The sequence below is a fragment of the Streptomyces massasporeus genome (assembly GCF_014648995.1).
In the GTDB taxonomy this organism is placed as follows: domain Bacteria; phylum Actinomycetota; class Actinomycetes; order Streptomycetales; family Streptomycetaceae; genus Streptomyces; species Streptomyces massasporeus.
The window spans coordinates 1-15,394 of the sequence record NZ_BMSE01000007.1 but is presented as its reverse complement, the minus strand read 5'-3'; the positions used below and the strand labels follow the sequence as shown (position 1 = coordinate 15,394).

The following is a 15,394-nucleotide window of genomic DNA, read 5'->3' as shown; positions in this document are numbered from 1 at the left end:
GTCACGCCGCGAGCGGCACCTGCTCGCCCTCTTCCACATTCTGGTATCGAGCCCAGATCTGGTTCAGCTCATGCTGGTAGTAGAGCGGGAACAGCACGGCCACGATGTAGAGGATGAGGCCGATCCAGGGATTGCAGCTCCGTTCCATCCCGGCCGACTGCTGCATGCGGGCAACGCGCAGACCGGTGTTGTAGACCGACACGAAGGGGGGAACGATGATCAGCCAGCCGACGGTGACGGCCACTACGGCCAGCGCCGGGTTGACCTCGATCCGTGAATCGAATTCCCGGGCTTCGCGATTCACTTTGTAGTACCAGACCAGGTGGTAGATGCCCAGTGTGATCAGCGGCCAGACCAGCCACACGAGAAAGATATTGCGGGTTTTGCCTGCGCGACCTGACATGCTGCACCTCCCGTCATTCCAGTGCACCACGCCCGGCCACCACGTGCGCGTCGTGCACGAGGGGCGGTGAGGAGCCGTCCCCGCCGGTCCCGCGGGGGTGGGGTGACGGCCCCGCGAGGGTGGGTTAAATTCCGTGGCGCCCGAGAGGCGCACGCCTCTAAGGTGGGGGCGAATCGCGCGGCGGCCTGTTGCTGCCGCCGTCGGCTGTGTGACGTGCAGGAGGTGTGATCGATGGCTGTCTCTGAGATGGGCGCTGCCCGCATCCGGAAGTTCATCAAGTCCACCTCCGTGGCCTCCGGCTGACCTCCTCCTCTCAGCGCCTTCGAGCGCCGTGCCGGGGCCACCCTTGTGAAGGGTCACCCCTTGTCTTTCTCTTCTCTTTCGGGTTCGTCCTCGTCTGCCTCGCATCCGCTCGAGCCGTACGGCTGGGACGCGGGCTGGGAGGCCGAGTTCGCCCCGTACGAGGCCGAAGGCCTGCTCCCGGGCCGGGTCGTACGGGTCGACCGCGGGCAGTGTGACGTCGTCACCGCCGACGGGCCGCTGCGGGCCGACACCGCGTTCGTCACCCCGCACGACCCCCTGCGGGTCGTGTGCACCGGCGACTGGGTCGCCGTCGAACCCGGCGGGAACCCGCGCTACGTCCGCACCTGCCTGCCGCGCCGCACCGCCTTCGTCCGCTCCACCTCCTCGCAGCGGTCCGAGGGGCAGATCCTCGCGGCCAACGTCGACCACGCCGTCATCGCCGTGTCCCTCGCGGTCGAGCTGGACCTCGGCCGCATCGAGCGCTTCCTCGCGCTCGCCTGGGAATCCGGGGCCCAGCCCGTCGTCGTCCTCACCAAGGCCGACCTCGTGCCGGACGCCGTGACCCGCGCGTACCTCGTCCAGGACGTGGAGACGAGCGCGCCCGGCGTGCCGGTCGTGCCCGTCAGCTCCGTCGACGGGGACGGGCTCGACGTGGTCGCCGCGCTCGTCGGCGGGGGTACGTCCGTGCTGCTCGGACAGTCCGGCGCGGGCAAGTCGACCCTCGCCAACGCGCTGCTCGGCGAGGACGTCATGACCGTCCAGGCCACCCGCGACGTCGACGGCAAGGGCCGCCACACCACGACCACGCGCAACCTGCTCGCCCTGCCCGGCGGGGGCGTCCTGATCGACACTCCCGGACTGCGCGGCGTCGGACTCTGGGACGCCGGGACGGGCGTCGGGCAGGTGTTCTCCGAGATCGAGGAACTGGCCGAGCGCTGCCGCTTCCACGACTGCGCCCACGAGGCGGAGCCGGGGTGTGCCGTGCTGGCCGCCATCGACAGCGGCGGCCTGCCGGAGCGGCGCCTGGAGAGCTACCGCAAGCTGCTGCGGGAGAACCAGCGCATCGTCGCCAAGACCGACGCCCGCCTCCGCGCCGAGATCCGCAAGGACTGGAAGCGGAAGGGGGCGATGGGGAGGGCCGCGATGGAGGCGAAGCGGGGCGCGCACCGGCGCGCGTAGCCGCTTCGTGCTGCGGCGCCGGCCCGCGGCGCGTGCTCGCGCCCGCGCGCCGGGCCGCGCCGCGCTGTCGGGCTCGTGCCGCACCGTCGGGCCTGCGGCGGGCTCGTTGTCCGGTGGCGGTACCCGCATCGCGCCCCGTCAGGGGCGCGGGGAACTGCGGCGACCACGACGGGCCCGCAGCGGGCCAATCACAGAACCCGGCGCACGAGAAACCTGGGTCAGCACCTCGGCCCGGGTCGTCGCCGCCCGGCAGCGCCGCCCCGCACCCCCGATCGCGGTGTCCGATTTCCGCCAGCGGCCCGTCGGGCGACGGCGGAGACTGTAGCTGTGACAGACCAGGGAACGGACGAGGACACCAGGTACGGGGCCGTGCGCAGCCGTGACGCCCGTTTCGACGGCGTGTTCTTCTTCGCCGTCGAGACGACCGGCATCTACTGCCGGCCGAGCTGCCCCGCGGTCACCCCCAAGCGGGCCAACGTACGGTTCTTCACCACGGCCGCCGCCGCGCAGGGCTCGGGCTTCCGGGCCTGCCGGCGGTGCCGACCGGACGCCGTACCCGGCTCCGCCGAGTGGAACGTCCGCGCCGACGTGGTGGGCCGGGCCGTGCGGCTGATCGCCGACGGCGTGGTCGACCGGGAAGGCGTCGCCGGGCTCGCCGGACGCCTCGGCTACAGCGCCCGGCAGGTGCAGCGGCAGCTCACCGCCGAGCTCGGCGCCGGGCCGGTCGCCCTCGCCCGGGCCCAGCGGGCCCACACCGCACGCGTCCTCGTGCAGACCACCGGGCTCCCGATCACCGAGATCGCGTTCGCGTCGGGCTTCGCCAGCGTGCGCCAGTTCAACGACACGATCCGGGCGGTGTACGCGTCGACCCCGAGCGAGCTGCGCGCCGCCGCGCCGAAGCACGGCCGGGGCCGCCGTACGGCCACCCCGAACGCCGGCATCCCGCTCCGGCTCGCCCACCGCGGCCCCTACCGGGCCGGACCCGTCTTCGACCTGCTCGAACACGAGGCCGTACCCGGCATCGAAGAGGTCAGCGGCCCGCCCGGTGCCCGCACCTACCGGCGCACCCTCCGCCTCCCCTACGGCACCGGCATCGTCGCCGTCGACGAACGCCCCGGCACCACCAGGACCGGACTCGGCGCCCACCCGGGCGGCTGGCTCGACGCCCGGCTGCACCTCACCGACCCGCGCGACCTGACCACCGCCGTCCAGCGGCTGCGGCGCCTCTTCGACCTGGACGCCGACCCCTACGCCGTCGACGAGCGCCTCGCCGCCGACCCGCGGCTCGCCCCCTTGGTCGCCGCCCGGCCCGGACTGCGCTCGCCGGGCACCGCCGACCCGGAGGAACTCGCGGTGCGCGCACTGACCGGCCGCACGGAGGCGGAACGGCTCGTACGCCGCTACGGCAAGGCCCTCGACGCCTCCTGCGGCAGCCTCACCCACCTCTTCCCCGAGCCCGCCGTGCTCGCGGGCGCCGAGCCCGGCGGTACCCTCGGCGCGCTCACCGCCGCCCTGGCAGACCACGCCGTACGCCTGGACCCGGGCGCCGACCGGGACGACGCGCAGGACGCTCTGCTGGCCGTGCCCGGCCTGGACGCCCGTACGGTGGCCGAGATCCGCACCCGCGCCCTCGGCGACCCGGACGTGGCCCCGCCCGGCCTGGACGTCCCCGACAGCTGGCGCCCCTGGCGCTCGTACGCACTGAACCACCTGCGCGCAGCAGGGGAGTGGGAGTCCCGATGACCTGCCCGATCTACTGGACGAGTGTGCCCGGTCCCCTCGGGCCGCTGCTCCTCACCGCCGTCCCGACCGGCGAGCTGACCTCGCTGTCGGTGCCCGGACAGAAGGGCGGACGCGAGGTGCGGGAGGAGTGGCGGCGCGACCCCGGGCCCTTCCGGGAGGCCGAGGAGCAGCTCGCCGCCTACTTCGCCGGGGAACTGAAGGAGTTCCGCCTGGCGTGGCGCACCGAGGGCACCGCCTTCCGCGAGAAGGTCTGGGCCGCGCTGGACGACATCCCCTACGGCTCGACCACGACCTACGGCGAGATCGCCGCGCGCATCGGGGCGCCCCGGGCGGCCGTGCGGGCCGTCGGCGGTGCGATCGGTGCGAATCCGCTGCTGGTGGTCCGCCCGTGTCACCGGGTGATCGGAGCGGACGGCGCACTGACCGGATACGCGGGAGGCCTGGACCGCAAGGTACGGCTGCTGACGCACGAGGGTGTCCTCCCCGCCTGACGTCCCGCCCTGCTTTCCTCCTGAGGGATGCCGGCTCAGCCCCAGACGACCGCGCCCACCCAGGCCGCCGCGATCAGCTGGCAGGTGAACAGTTCGGCCAGGATGCTGGTGCCGCCCGCGCGCATGACCGTGCGCAGGGCGGCGACCGCGTCGGCGTGACGGCCGAGACGGGACCGTTCGAAGAGGTAGACACCGGCGAGGAATCCCGGGATGGCGCCGAGGACGGGGACCAGGACGAAGCCGAGGACGGATCCGGTGCCTGCGCAGGCCAGCATGCGGCGGGTGGTGCGGTTCATCCGCAGCCGCCGGGGCGGCAGCGCCCAGCGGACGGCCTGGGAGACCAGCAGCAGGACCGTGGCCCCGACCAGCACCCACCATGCGACGGGCTGCGGATCCGTCAGCGCCCACCACATGACCGCGGCCCACACCAGCAACGATCCCGGCATGGCGGGCAGCAGCACTCCGCACAGCCCGAGCAGGATGACCAGCCCGACCAGCAGGAGGTCCCACACTCCCATCTGACCAGACTGCCGGAACACCGGAGAACACGCAGGTCAGGAGCGTGGCCGGGCCTCAGACCCGCAGGTCAGCCGCTCGCGCCCCGCCGGGCCCCGGATTTCGGATGACCGTTCTACGGCTCACCCGACGTGCCGATCACCTGCCCTTGGCCGGCCGGTTTTTTCCACAAGCCCCGTTTTCATCCGGCTCGTGCGGTGGACAATTACGGGCATGAGCCAGCAGGGGGGAAGGCCCACCGGTCGCGAGGACGACTGGTGGAGGGAGTTGTACGACGGCTCCACCGACGACACGGGCCCCACACCGGCACGGGATTCCCTGGACGACCGGTTCGCGTCGGCGTCGGGGGCGGTGGGGGACGGGGCGGAGGCGCGGACCGGCTCCTCGGACCGGCCGGCGGCGCGGCACCCCGGCGCGGAGCCGGTGGTCCCGGCACCCCGGACCGGAGCCGATGACCTCCCGGCCACGCCCCGCCCGAGCACCCGGGCCCCGCAACGCGCCCCCTGGGAGCCACCACCGCCCCGGCCCACCGGGCCCATGAGCTTCCCCCCGACCGCACCGAAACCGCAGGGCCGCCCGGAGCCGACCCGTTCCGGGGGCCAGCCGGGCAGCGCGTCTCCGGGCGCGGCCGGGACCCGTCCGCCCACGGCTGAGCGGGCGGACGGCCCGCCCCCGCCCACAGCGGCCCCGCGTCCGTCCTCGGATGAGCGGCCGGGCAGTGCGGCGCCGGCCGGGGCGGGCTCTGATCGGCCCTCGGGGGAGCGGACCGGCGGCACGCCACCGCCCACCTCCACCCCGCCCCCGCCCACAGTCGCCCCGCCTCCGCCTTCGGAGCGCCCGGGGCAGTCCCCGGCCCCGGCGTTCCCCGCCTCCGGGACGCCCCCGGTTCCCCCGCCCCCCAAGGCCCCTCCCGCCGGGCCGGACCCGGAGGCGCACCCGGCCACGGCGTCGGGGCCCCTCGCCAGTCCCGCCCCACCGGCCACCGCCGCCGAGTCCTATGACGCCGCGCCCCCCGCTCCGACCGACCGGCCGCCCGTACCGCCGCGCCCCGCCGAGCCGCCGTCCACGGACTCACGCACCGCGGGTCCCCGCACCACGGAGCCGCCTGCCGCCGGGCCCGGGCCGGTATCGCCGCCCCCCGTCGGCACTCCGCCCCCCACGAACCCCTCTGCCGACCAGGACGACCCCCGGATCGAGCGCCCCGCCCCCACGCCCCGGCCGCGTGGTCATGTGGGCACCCGGCCGCCCACGTACGACGCCGAACCCACCGCTCTCCCGGCCGCCGACCCGGACGACCTCGACGATCTCGTGGCGGACACGGTGCTGGACGGGGCCCGGTACGGGGCCTGTACGCTGCGGGCCGTTTCCGTACGGGGGGACTCCGCGCGGTATCGGGGTGAGCCCCGCAGGGACTCGCTGCTCACCGCCCGGTTCGGTACGGGCGAGCACGCGCTGCTGCTGGTGGCGATGGCGACCGGGGCCCGGGCCACACCGGGTGCGCACCGCGCCGCCGCCGAGGCCTGTCACTGGATCGGACGGGCCGTAGGACGCAGCCACGCGCGCCTGGTCGAGGACATAAGGGACGGCCGCCGCGGCGACCTGAAGTCCGGGCTGCACCGGCTCACCGACCGCAGCCTCGGCAAGCTCCGGGCCAGCGCCTCCGAGCAGGGCGTCGACCCCGAGGAGTACGCGGCGAGCCTGCGCTGTCTGCTGCTGTCGGCCGACCCCGGGTGCCGCACGCGGGTGTTCTTCGGGGTCGGACCGGGCGGACTGTTCCGGTTGCGGGAGGGGGAGTGGCAGGACATCGAACCGCAGGTCGCAGACATCAAGGGCGACCCCGTCGTGGGCTTCGGCTCACCGCCCTCCGAGACCCCCGAGGGCGACCGGCTCACCATGGACCTGGGCATCCCGACCCCGCCCAGCCCGTACGAACCCGCCCCGGAGCCGCCCCGCGAACCGTTCCGCTTCCGGACCTCCGTCGCCCGCCCGGGTGACACGCTCCTGATGTGCAGCGGCGGCCTCGCCGAGCCCCTGCGCGGTGAGCCCGAACTGGGCGAGTACCTCGCCGAGCGGTGGTCCCGCCCCGAACCGCCCGGCCTCGCCGCGTTCCTCGCCGACTCCCAAGTACGGGTCAAGGGTTATGCGGACGACCGTACGGCCGCCGCGGTATGGGAGGCGTGAGCGCGATCGGTGTGACTTGATGGAACCCGGAGGGATCCCAGGAGACCGAAGGGGCAGACGAGAACCATGGCCAAACAGAACGTCGCGGAACAGTTCGTCGACATCCTGACCCGTGCCGGAGTCAAACGTCTCTACGGAGTCGTCGGCGACAGCCTCAACCCGGTCGTCGACGCCGTCCGCCGCAACTCCGCCATCGACTGGATCCACGTCCGGCACGAGGAGACCGCCGCCTTCGCCGCCAGTGCCGAGGCGCAGATCACCGGCGGACTCGCCGCCTGTGCCGGCTCCTGCGGTCCCGGCAACCTCCACCTCATCAACGGCCTCTACGACGCCCACCGCTCCATGGCCCCGGTCCTCGCCCTCGCCTCGCACATCCCGTCCAGCGAGATCGGCCTCGGCTTCTTCCAGGAGACCCACCCCGACCGGCTGTTCACCGAGTGCAGCCACTACAGCGAGATGATCTCCAGCCCGGAGCAGATGCCGCGGCTGCTACAGACGGCCATCCAGAACGCCGTCGGACGCAGCGGCGTCAGCGTCGTCACCCTGCCCGGCGACATCGCCGACCGGCCCGCCCCGGAGAAGGCCGCCGAGACCGCCCTCGTCACCTCCCGCCCGACGGTCCGCCCGGGCGACGCCGAGATCGACCGGCTCGTCGAGATGATCGACGAGGCCGGCAAGGTCACCCTCTTCTGCGGCAGCGGCACCGCCGGCGCGCACGCCGAGGTCATGGAGTTCGCCGGGAAGATCAAGTCCCCGGTCGGGCACGCCCTGCGCGGCAAGGAATGGATCCAGTACGACAACCCCTTCGACGTCGGCATGAGCGGCCTGCTCGGCTACGGCGCCGCCTACGAGGCCACCCACGAGTGCGATTTGCTGATCCTGCTCGGCACCGACTTCCCCTACAACGCCTTCCTCCCCGACGACGTCAAGATCGTGCAGGTCGACATCCGACCCGAACACCTCGGCCGCCGCTCGAAGCTGGACCTCGCGGTGTGGGGCGACGTACGGGAGACGCTGCGCTGTCTGATCCCGCGGGTGAAGGAGAAGAAGAACCGCCGCTTCCTCGACCGGATGCTGAAGAAGCACGCCGACGCGCTGGAGGGGGTGGTGAAGGCCTACACCCGCAAGGTCGAGAAGCACACGCCGATCCACCCCGAGTACGTGGCGTCCGTGCTCGACGAAGTCGCCTCCGACGACGCCGTGTTCACCGTCGACACCGGCATGTGCAACGTCTGGGCCGCCCGCTACATCTCGCCCAACGGCCGCCGCCGCGTCATCGGTTCGTTCTCCCACGGCTCGATGGCCAACGCCCTGCCGATGGCGATCGGCGCGCAGTTCACCGACCGCAAGCGCCAGGTCGTGTCGATGTCCGGCGACGGCGGGTTCTCCATGCTGATGGGCGACTTCCTGACGCTGGTGCAGTACGACCTGCCGGTCAAGGTCGTCCTCTTCAACAACTCCTCCCTCGGCATGGTCGAGTTGGAGATGCTGGTCGCCGGGCTGCCCTCGTACGGCACGGCCAACAAGAACCCCGACTTCGCGGCCGTCGCCCGGGCCTGCGGCGCCTACGGCGTGCGCGTCGAGAAGCCCAAGGACCTCGCCGGCGCCCTGAAGGACGCCTTCAAGCACAAGGGGCCGGCCCTCGTCGACGTCGTCACCGACCCCAACGCGCTGTCCATCCCGCCGAAGATCAAGGCAGAGATGGTGACCGGATTCGCCCTGTCCGCCTCGAAGATGGTGCTGGACGGCGGAGTCGGCCGGATGCTGCAGATGGCCCGCTCCAACCTGCGCAACGTGCCCCGCTTCTAGCTGTAGGGCACCCACGCGCGTGCGGAGGTCTCGTACACGTAGCGGGACAGCCCCTTGATGCCGCTGGTCCGGAACGGGCGGCCGTGGTCATCGATCCGGACCGTGCCCGTGCGGCCCTGCGAGGACCAGTCCAGCTCCAGGTACCAGCGGCAGTCGCACCCCTGGGTCCTGGCGTTGACCAGCAGCACCTCGGGATCCCGCGCGGAGACGCGGTACGGCATGCGCACCGCCGGGATCGGCGTGCCCGCGTCGCTCCCGGCGACCGCACGGGCGATGGGGCGGTCCTTGTCCAGGTTCACGTCGAAGGAGCGTGGCGTGATCGAGCCGCCGCAGCCCCGGTCCATGGCGTAGGCGTTGCCCTGCGCCGGGGCTGTCCGCCCCACCACGCGTACGCGCAGAGCCTCCAGTACGACGGCCGTGTCGGTTCGGCCCTGCACGGTCAGCTCCACGAGCGTCTCGCCGCCGTGCACCGCGTTCTGCGATGCGGCCCAGACCCCCGCGTCCTGCGGGACGGGCGGCGGTGCCACCTGCGCGGGGGGCCTGGCGATGACGTAGTCGTGAGCGCAGCCGAGCTCCCAGGCCTGGGAGTTGGCCGACCAGGTGAGGGGCGGGGCGGTGGCGGAGCCGCCGGTGGGCGGGGTGGTGCGGGGGGAGGGCGACGGGGAGGGCTTCGGCTGCTTCGGGGTGGCGGAGGGAGCGGACCGCCGGGGGGTCGCGGAGCCGCCGCTCGGAGTGGGGGAGGCGCCGCGCCGGTCCGGTGCCTTGGTCTCCGTCATGGCTGAGGGGGCCGGGCCGGCCGCGTCGGCCCGGTCGCGGGCGGGCGTACGCCGCCCGTCCGGCAGCGCGGCGAGACTCCCGAGTGCCGCGAGCACCACGCAGGCGGCGGCCAGTCCGACCGCGACGCGTCTGCGGCGGTACCAGGGCCGACGGGGGAGCGGCGGGTCTTCCTCAGGGTCGTCCGCAGGGCCGTCCGCCGCGTCGGACACCGAGTCGTCCACCGGGGCGGATACCGGACCGTTCGTCAGGCCGTCGACGGCGTCCGGTGCTTGCTCCGGTTCGTCCGCCCCGGCGGCGACCTCGCCCCCCTGCGCCGTACCGGACGTATCGGCCGTGCCCGCCGTCCGGGGCCGCTGCCGGGCCGCCACCGCCAGGAGCCAGCGGCGGTGCAGCTCCAGACGTTCCTCCGGGGACGCCCCGCACAGGGCGGCGAAGCGCTCCACGGGCGCGAAGTCGACGGGGACGGCCTCGCCCGCGCAGTAGCGGTGCAGGGTCGAGGTGTTCATGGCCAGACGCCGGGCCAATGAACCGTAACTGCGGTCCGTGCGCTCCTTCAGCGTCCTCAGCAGCGCCGCGAACTCCCCGACGTCGTCGACGTCGCTGTGTGCCGACACCGTTCCCCCCGTCCTCGTAGGTCCGACCCGGCCCGGAACGGCATCCCAGGCACCCCATGTACCTGCACGTCAGACGGGCTGGGATGGTTCCACCGTGCCCGATCGAATGCCGGCTGTTGCGCCCGCCCGGTGTGACCGCTGATGCTTTTGGTGTCGCACCGAGCAGGTCCGGGCCGACCAGCCGGCCTCGCGGCGGCATCCGGCATCCATGCCTTCGGCATTCATCCACGCACTCATCCACGGGGGAACACCCATGCCCAAGCACATCCGAGCGAGCGCGCTCACCGCACTCACCGTCGCCGCCCTCGCGGCGGGCACCGTCCTCACGGCACCGGCTGCCGGCGCCGCGCCGAAGGCCGCCGCTCCCAAGTTCCTGTCGGCGTCCCAGCTGCCGCCGCACCCGACCTCGGCCTGGACGGCCGGCCCGGTCACCGAAGGGTTCCCGGAGGGACTCGGCTCCTGCGTGAGCACGGAGGGCGTGCCCTCCTACGACTACCGGCACCGGGAGTTCCGGACCGACCTCGACACCGGCGCCGTGCAGCTGACCGTCGTGGCGGACACAGCCGCCCTGGCCAAGGCCCTGGCGAAGCACTACGACGACCTGATCCGCACCTGCGCCGACCGCATCGAGCAGAACGACCCCGACGTCGAGGCCGAGGGCCGGGACTACGGCACCCTGCCCGTCGAGGAGGGCGCCCGCGTCCGCGGCCTGCACACCGAGACGTCCTGGGGTGCCACGGACATCTCGCTGCTGTCCGTCGGGCGGGACGGCAGGACCGTCACCGTCGTGCAGTGGGGCCAGATGGGCGACTTCGGCGACGCTCCCGTGGCCGCCTTCAAGAAGACGACGACCACCGCCGTCAACAAGCTGTACTGACCGCGCCCGACGGAAGACCGGGGCCGTCCTCCCGCTACGGGGGTGGGGGAGGACGGCCCCGTACCGGTCTCGGCGGATGTCAAGACCGTCGTACTTCGGCCAACTTCACCGGAGCGCCGTGCACGGGCACCCGTCGCCCCTGCCCTTCACCGTGTACGCAGGGATCGGCAGCCGGCCATCGGCCCATCGTCCGATCTCCGGCGGTCAGGATCCACTCGCGGACACTGACCGGCTACCCTCTTGTCCCCCTCTCCCTCACCGTCGTACCGCTCGGCGGCCCGCCGCCCGGGCCGCCCGTCCCGTTCCGGTGGCCGAACACCCGGTCGTTGACAATTCGACATGACTGCCGCGTTCCCGTTGGGGCATGGATCCCCGTGAACGTGTTCGAGCAGGAGGGGAACCGAACATCGGCGCGCGGGCGGGGGTCATGGAGAGGCAGGCACGACGAGGCGGTCCCATAGCGATCGGGAGCTTCTCGACGAGGACGGTGGAGGACGGGGCCGACGACATCACGGAGCAGGATTCGGCACCGCAGTTGAAGCGCAGACTCGGGCGGGCGGACCTGCGGGCCGTCCCGGAAGCCCGCAGGGCCCTGCGGGAACTGCTCGGGCAGTGGGGGAAGCACGGGCAGTCGGACGTGGCGGAACTGCTCACCAGTGAACTCGTCACCAACGCGATCGTCCACACCGACCACGACGCGGTCCTGACGGCCACCGTCGGCCCCCACGGACTGCGGGTGGAGGTACGGGACTTCGTGGCCCGCAGGCCCCGTCTGCGCGTCCCGGTCGCCGACGAGGGGACGAACGGCAGGGGCCTGCTCCTGGTGCAGTCCCTCGCGGACGCCTGGGGGGTCCGGCCGCACGGCGTGGGCAAGGCCGTCTGGTTCGAACTGGAGGCGGAGGCGGCGTGAACGCCGAGGGGGCGCGGCCCGCAGGCCACGCCCCCTCGCTGCTTCCCTCCGGCTCGGCTAACCGAACTGCTGCTCGAGGTCCTTGAGCTTGCGCTCCAGGGAGTCCAGCCGCGGCAGTGCCATGGTGTCGTCCTCCGCGGTGAGGTCGACCGTCACGGGGTCAGCTCCTTTGCGCATCGGCTGGAGGGAGGGACGCGAGCGCGCGGGCAGGGGCTCCGGCGCCGATATGGCAGGCTCCGCGGTGACCTGCGAGGAGCCGCGCTCCACCTGCACCTCCAGCTGGCGTCCGCCACCCCGGCCGAAGTGGCCGCGGTGACCGCGGCTGATCGCCTTCAGCTGGGCCCGCTCCACGCGCTGCTGGTCGCGCCGCCGCTGCCGGGTCTCTTCCTTCTTGCGCCGGTCGTCGCGCACCTCGTCGACGGCCTCGTCCAGGCTGCGCACACCCTCGAGGAGCATCAGCGACCAGGCGCGGTAGGTCTCCCTCGGGGCCCGCAGCCAGCGCACCATACGGATCTGCGGCAGCGGGCGGGGCACCAGGCCCTGCTCCCGCAGGGCGGCCCGGCGGGTCTGCTTCAGCGCGCGGTCGAAGAGGACCGCCGCCGACAGGGACATGCCCGCGAAGAAGTGGGGGGCACCCGCGTGCCCGATGCCCCGGGGCGCGTGCACCCAGTTGAACCAGGCCGCGGCGAAGGCGAACGTCCAGACCAGTATCCGGGAGCCGAGCGCCGCATCACCGTGGCTGGCCTCGCGCACCGCGAGGACGGAACAGAACATCGCCGCGCCGTCCAGGCCGAACGGGACGAGGTACTGCCAGCCGCCGGAGAGCCCGAGGTTCTGCTCGCCGAAGCCGACCAGTCCGTGGAAGGAGAGGAGGGCGGCGACGGCCGCACAGCAGAACAGGAGGAGGTAAGAGAGGGTGCCGTAGAGGGCTTCCTTGCGTCTGCGGCGTTCCTCGCTGCGCTCCCAGGAGTCGTCCGCGCTCGTGTCCTTGACCGAGGAGCGCTTGCCGCGCGCGAGCACCGCCACCGCCGCCAGCATGCCCAGGAGAAGCACGGCGCCCGGAAGCAGCCAGTTCAGCGATATGTCGGTCAGTCTCATCTGGGTGGTCCCTTGCATTGGGATAGGGCGTAACGCCCGCCATAGTGGCCCAATCCCATCGGCCCTCAGGGGGTTTCGGGGCAAGAGGCCGCCAAGGAAGTGCAAGGGAATGCCCAGGGCGGCGTTCTGCTCGAACTGCCGCTTGAGGGGCGGGAGTTGAGTTCGAACAAGACTACCCGTACGAGTGGTTACCCGGAAAGTTCCCGTGACGCGTGAGGATGATGTGAATCGCCTGTGGGCGTGCGGGTGTCCGGTTTCGCGATGATCTTACGGGACGGCGGGGGCCGGATCCGTCCCCGCCGGAGCTCAACCGGCCGTTGCCAGAAGCTTGGTGACACGGTCCGTGTCGCAGGTGCGTGGGCAGGTGGCGCAGGTGTCCTCGGGGCGGAGTGTGTAGAACATGCAGCAGCTCGCGCGGTCCCGGGTGAGCAGGGGCTCGCCGCCGGGGCCGGCCAGTTCCCGGAACGCCGCCGTGCCGACGTACGGCTTGGTCGCGCCCGGCAGGAGCAGCTCCAGCTCGCGCATCGCGCGCCGCTCCTCGATCTCGCCGAGCAGCTGGGCGATGTACCAGACCCCTTCGACGATCTCGTCGGTCGCCATGCCCCACAGGGCGCGTCCGCGGCGCCGCATCCGGGGGCCGAAACCGGTCAGCACCGGCTCCAGGTGCTCGGCGACCGCCGACCGCACCTCCGCCCGCAGCGCCTCCTCGTCGGGGACGACCCGGGCGCCGGGCAGCGCGGCCGCCTCGTCGCCGGGCAGGCAGGCGAAGCCGGCGGGGCGGACGGCGAGGCGTCCGAGGGCGTGGCCCGCGGCGGTGCGGTCGTACGAGACGTGCGTCACGGGGTAGCGGGGGACGCGGCGGTGCAGGAACCACGGCACGGTGATCAGGAGGCAGGCGGGCCAGGCGTAGCGGTGCAGGCCGAAGGTGGCGACGACGTCGGGGCGGGCCTGGCGGCCGTAGTCCCGTTCGATCTGGTCCACGTCCCACGCGAGGAAGCGGTCGAGGGCGGGGCCCGCGGCCGCGAGGTCGGCGGCCGTGGTCCAGCCGCCGCCGCGCGGGGTCTCGGCGCCGGCGCTCAGCTCGGTGACCGCCAGCCCCGGGAGGACCTCGGCCAGGCGGGTGTAGGCGCCGGAGACGGCCGAAACGGGCGCAGGCATGTGATCACCGATCCGTCGGATGAAACGGGGCTCTTGAAGGTAAGCCTAACCTTACTCAAGATCTCCGGAAATTGAACGGGGATGTGAACTGGGGGCCGGGGCGCTTATGGTGCTTGACGGACGAGTAACAACCCGCCGCAATGACGCCAAGTACCGATACGTCCGGAGGAGGACCTGTGAGACAGGGAGCGCAGGGCTCCGCGGACCCGGGGGCTCCATGGGCGGCGGCGGGTCGGGCCGGGTCGGGTGTGCCCTCCGGGCGAGGGCAGGAGCAGGGCCAAGCGCGAGCGCAGGCGCGGGTGCCGCAGCAGGGCGGTGCGGTGCGGGGGGAGCACACGCACAGTGAGCCGCCCGTGCCGGTTGTGCCGGTCGTCCCGGTTGTTCCGCGGGTTCGGCCGGTGGTCCAGCGGGCCTCTGTGCGGGGGCAGATTCTGGACGCTCTGCGGGCCGCGCTGGTGGCGGGAGATCTACGGCCCGGTGAGGTGTACTCGGCGCCGGTGCTGGGCGAGCGGTTCGGGGTGTCGGCGACGCCGGTCCGGGAGGCCATGCAGCAACTGGCCCTCGAGGGGGCCGTCGAGGTCGTGCCGAACCGTGGTTTCCGGGTGGTCGAGCGGGGCGTGCGGCAACTGGCGGAGCTGGCCGAGGTCCGGGCGCTGATCGAGGTCCCGGTGATGCTGCGGCTGGCCCGTACCGTGCCCGCCGAGCGCTGGGCCGAACTGCGGCCTCTCGCCGAGGCGACGGTCCGCGCGGCGTCCTCCGGCTGCCGCGCGACCTATGCGGAGTCCGACCGGGGGTTCCACCGGGCCATGCTGTCCCTCTCGGGCAACGAGCAGCTGGTCCAGATCGCGGAGGACCTGCACCGCAGGGCGCAGTGGCCGCTGGTCGGGGGTGGGCCGGGGATCCGGGGGCGGGCCGATCTGGTCGCGGACGCGCACGAGCACACGGCGTTGCTGGACGCGTTGGTCGCACGGGACCTGGATGTGGTGCGGGCGCTGGTGGGCGAGCACTTCGCGGGCGCGGCCGCTGCCGGCTGAGTGACGGTGCCTGCGCCTTCTCGCCGGGTGGGGTGCGCGTTCGTATCGCCTGCGCCGAGTGGTGGGTCGGGTCCGCGCCGGGGGGTGTCCGTCCTCGGAACGGCGCGATGGGGTGCCACACCGACTGACTCCCCGTTGACGCGCCAACCGCTGCGGGCGGACACCCCCCGACACGGCCCCTTCTCGCCGTACGCGGCTGCGGGAGCGTCCCGCCCCAGCTGCGGGCATGCGTGCCGCTAGGTGTATTGATCACGAGCGTTGTTGACAGTCGCAGGGCTTGATCATGGCGAAGACCTCCGGT

Annotated in this window: 13 protein-coding genes; 8 read left to right on the top strand and 5 right to left on the bottom strand. The window is 73.0% G+C overall.

Features of this window, described 5'->3' with window-relative positions:
• Nucleotide 1: 1 nt before the first annotated feature.
• Nucleotides 2–403: a DUF4234 domain-containing protein gene (locus tag IE153_RS17505; RefSeq protein ID WP_189590613.1), complete on the bottom strand. Its 402-nt coding sequence runs from the start codon at nucleotides 401–403 to the stop codon at nucleotides 2–4.
• A 363-nt stretch (nucleotides 404–766) separates the two neighbouring features.
• Here IE153_RS17505 and rsgA point away from each other — a divergent pair, with 363 nt between their 5' ends.
• The 3 genes from rsgA to IE153_RS17490 all read left to right on the top strand — a co-directional run bounded on the left by rsgA (nucleotide 767) and on the right by IE153_RS17490 (nucleotide 4,119).
• Entirely contained in the window at nucleotides 767–1,885 is a 1,119-nt protein-coding gene (gene rsgA, locus IE153_RS17500) for a ribosome small subunit-dependent GTPase A (RefSeq protein ID WP_189590612.1), read from the top strand.
• A 327-nt stretch (nucleotides 1,886–2,212) separates the two neighbouring features.
• A complete protein-coding gene (locus IE153_RS17495; protein ID WP_189590611.1) occupies nucleotides 2,213–3,628 on the top strand; it encodes a DNA-3-methyladenine glycosylase 2 family protein in 1,416 nt (471 codons plus the stop codon).
• On the top strand, nucleotides 3,625–4,119 hold the full coding sequence (locus tag IE153_RS17490) for a methylated-DNA--[protein]-cysteine S-methyltransferase (RefSeq protein ID WP_189590610.1): 495 nt from the start codon (nucleotides 3,625–3,627) through the stop codon (nucleotides 4,117–4,119). Before IE153_RS17495 ends, IE153_RS17490 begins: the two co-directional genes overlap by 4 nt.
• 35 nt (nucleotides 4,120–4,154) lie before the next feature.
• On the opposite strand, the gene IE153_RS17485 is transcribed toward IE153_RS17490, so the two are convergent.
• Entirely contained in the window at nucleotides 4,155–4,637 is a 483-nt protein-coding gene (locus IE153_RS17485; RefSeq protein ID WP_189590609.1) for a DUF456 domain-containing protein, read from the bottom strand.
• Between the two features lie 1,228 nt (nucleotides 4,638–5,865).
• Here IE153_RS17485 and IE153_RS42895 point away from each other — a divergent pair.
• Nucleotides 5,866–6,816 (top strand): protein phosphatase 2C domain-containing protein, encoded by a 951-nt coding sequence (locus IE153_RS42895; protein WP_435811949.1) that lies wholly within the window; start codon nucleotides 5,866–5,868, stop codon nucleotides 6,814–6,816.
• 66 nt (nucleotides 6,817–6,882) lie between these two features.
• Nucleotides 6,883–8,625, top strand: coding sequence for a pyruvate dehydrogenase (locus tag IE153_RS17475; protein WP_189590607.1), 1,743 nt, complete (start codon nucleotides 6,883–6,885; stop codon nucleotides 8,623–8,625).
• Here the strand turns inward: IE153_RS17475 and IE153_RS17470 are convergent.
• Nucleotides 8,622–10,016, bottom strand: coding sequence for a helix-turn-helix domain-containing protein (locus IE153_RS17470; RefSeq protein ID WP_189590606.1), 1,395 nt, complete (start codon nucleotides 10,014–10,016; stop codon nucleotides 8,622–8,624). The two genes, IE153_RS17475 and IE153_RS17470, sit on opposite strands and share 4 nt — an antisense overlap.
• 253 nt (nucleotides 10,017–10,269) lie before the next feature.
• Between IE153_RS17470 and IE153_RS17465 the strand changes: the two genes are divergently transcribed.
• Both IE153_RS17465 and IE153_RS17460 read left to right on the top strand, forming a co-directional pair.
• A complete protein-coding gene (locus tag IE153_RS17465) occupies nucleotides 10,270–10,893 on the top strand; it encodes a hypothetical protein (protein ID WP_189590605.1) in 624 nt (207 codons plus the stop codon).
• Nucleotides 10,894–11,380: 487 nt separating this feature from the next.
• Nucleotides 11,381–11,803 (top strand): ATP-binding protein, encoded by a 423-nt coding sequence (locus tag IE153_RS17460; protein ID WP_189590604.1) that lies wholly within the window; start codon nucleotides 11,381–11,383, stop codon nucleotides 11,801–11,803.
• A gap of 57 nt (nucleotides 11,804–11,860) precedes the next feature.
• On the opposite strand, the gene IE153_RS17455 is transcribed toward IE153_RS17460, so the two are convergent.
• A complete protein-coding gene (locus IE153_RS17455) occupies nucleotides 11,861–12,901 on the bottom strand; it encodes a DUF2637 domain-containing protein (protein WP_189590603.1) in 1,041 nt (346 codons plus the stop codon).
• A gap of 306 nt (nucleotides 12,902–13,207) precedes the next feature.
• Nucleotides 13,208–14,059, bottom strand: coding sequence for a (2Fe-2S)-binding protein (locus IE153_RS17450; protein ID WP_189590602.1), 852 nt, complete (start codon nucleotides 14,057–14,059; stop codon nucleotides 13,208–13,210).
• A gap of 176 nt (nucleotides 14,060–14,235) precedes the next feature.
• On the opposite strand from IE153_RS17450, the gene IE153_RS17445 reads away from it, so the two are divergent.
• Complete coding sequence (locus IE153_RS17445) at nucleotides 14,236–15,093, top strand: GntR family transcriptional regulator (RefSeq protein ID WP_438817923.1); 858 nt, start codon at nucleotides 14,236–14,238, stop codon at nucleotides 15,091–15,093.
• Nucleotides 15,094–15,394 lie beyond the last annotated feature (301 nt).

Bases quoted from the DNA above. Each gene is read 5' to 3' on its own strand.
- IE153_RS17505 (WP_189590613.1), bottom strand. From the start codon at position 403: ATGTCAGGTCGCGCAGGCAAAACCCGCAATATCTTTCTCGTGTGGCTG.
- IE153_RS17490 (WP_189590610.1), top strand. From the start codon at position 3,625: ATGACCTGCCCGATCTACTGGACGAGTGTGCCCGGTCCCCTCGGGCCG.
- IE153_RS17485 (WP_189590609.1), bottom strand. From the start codon at position 4,637: ATGGGAGTGTGGGACCTCCTGCTGGTCGGGCTGGTCATCCTGCTCGGG.
- IE153_RS17475 (WP_189590607.1), top strand. From the start codon at position 6,883: ATGGCCAAACAGAACGTCGCGGAACAGTTCGTCGACATCCTGACCCGT.
- IE153_RS17465 (WP_189590605.1), top strand. From the start codon at position 10,270: ATGCCCAAGCACATCCGAGCGAGCGCGCTCACCGCACTCACCGTCGCC.
- IE153_RS17455 (WP_189590603.1), bottom strand. From the start codon at position 12,901: ATGAGACTGACCGACATATCGCTGAACTGGCTGCTTCCGGGCGCCGTG.
- IE153_RS17450 (WP_189590602.1), bottom strand. From the start codon at position 14,059: ATGCCTGCGCCCGTTTCGGCCGTCTCCGGCGCCTACACCCGCCTGGCC.